This window comes from Arhodomonas sp. KWT, from assembly GCF_010993615.1.
On the sequence record NZ_WNXE01000420.1, the window covers coordinates 1 to 1,498 of the forward strand.

Here is a 1,498-nt window from a genome sequence, read left to right on the forward strand (position 1 = left end):
ATGTAGCGGGCCAGGCGCTCCGGCGCGCGGAAGCGCCAGCGCTCCGAGCGTCCCTCCGGGCGGCGCCAGACCACCTCACCGAGCCCGTCCACGTGGCCGCTGACCAGGTGCCCGCCCAGCGGCGTGGCGAGCGTCAGCGCCTTCTCCAGATTCACCGGGTCGCCGGTGCGCAGCCCACCCAGGGTCGTGCGCTCCAGGCTCTCGGAGGAGACGTCCGCCTCGAAGCGCGGGCCGTCGATGCGCACCGCGGTGAGGCAGCAGCCGTTGACCGCGATGCTGTCTCCGATACCGACCTCCGCGAGGCCGAGCTCCGGGGCCTCGATGGTCAGCCGGCGACCGCCGTCCACGGCGGTCTGGCCGCCGACGCGGCCGAGGCACTGCACGATCCCGGTAAACATCCTTCTCAGCCCTCTCCCGCCGGCGCGAGCACCAGCCTCAGATCATCGCCCACCTGACGGCGGTCCGTCACCCGCAACGGGATTCTGTCCGCCATAGCCTCGAGTTCTGGCAGCACGAGCAGACCGCGGGCGGCATCGCCCATCAGGTGCGGCGCATAGTAGACGATCAGCTCGTCGGCGAGGCCGGCGGCGACCACCGCGCCGGCCAGGGTCGGCCCCGCCTCCACCATCACCTCGTTGACCCCGTCCCGCGCCATGGCGGCGAGCACGGCGGTCAGCACGGGGCGCCCCTCCGGGTCCGGCGGCAGCGGTACCACGCGGGCACCGGCGGCCTCCAGCGACGCCACCCGGGCGTCGTCCGGCCAGCTGCAGAACACCGTCACGCCGCCACCGTCGGTGACCAGACGGGCCGTCTCCGGCAGGCGCAGGGACGGGTCGATCACGTAGCGCGCCGGCTGCACCACCGGCGCATCGACGTCACGGACGGTGAGCGCCGGGTCGTCGGCGAGCACCGTGCCGATCCCCGTGAGCATGGCGCTGCTGCGTGCCCGCCAGCGATGGACGTCACGCCGGGCCGGGGCCCCGGTGATCCATCGGCTCTCGCCGGAGGCCATCGCGGTGCGGCCGTCCAGGCTCGCGGCAAGCTTCACCCGGACCCAGGGCATGCCTTCGGCCATGCGCCGGAGGAAGCCCGGGTTCAGTCCCCGCGCCTGCGCCGCCATCAGTCCGGCGGCGACATCCACGCCGGCACCTCGCAGGCGCTCGAGCCCGCCGCCGGCCACCGCCGGGTTGGGGTCCGTGCCCGCGACCACCACCCGCGCCACGCCGGCCTCCGCGAGCGCGTCCGCGCAGGGCGGGGTGCGGCCGTGGTGGGCACAGGGCTCCAGGGTGACATAGGCCGTGGCGCCGTGTGCCGCGGCCCCCGCCGCGCGCAGGGCGTGGACCTCGGCATGGGGCCCGCCGGCGCGTTCGTGCCAGCCCTCGCCGACGATCTCGCCCGCCCGGGCGATCACGCAGCCGACACGGGGATTCGGGTCCGTGGTGTACAGGCCCCGGCGCGCGAGCCGGATCGCCCGCGCCATGAGGGCGTGGTCCGTCGC

General features: G+C 75.4%; 2 protein-coding genes. Both read right to left on the reverse strand.

Annotated elements, in window-relative coordinates:
- Positions 1 to 398 (reverse strand): riboflavin synthase (locus G7A99_RS19525; RefSeq protein WP_163143361.1); only part of this gene is annotated, 398 nt, incomplete at its 3' end.
- Between the two features lie 5 nt (positions 399 to 403).
- Positions 404 to 1,498 (reverse strand): bifunctional diaminohydroxyphosphoribosylaminopyrimidine deaminase/5-amino-6-(5-phosphoribosylamino)uracil reductase RibD (gene ribD, locus G7A99_RS19530; protein WP_163143364.1); only part of this gene is annotated, 1,095 nt, incomplete at its 5' end.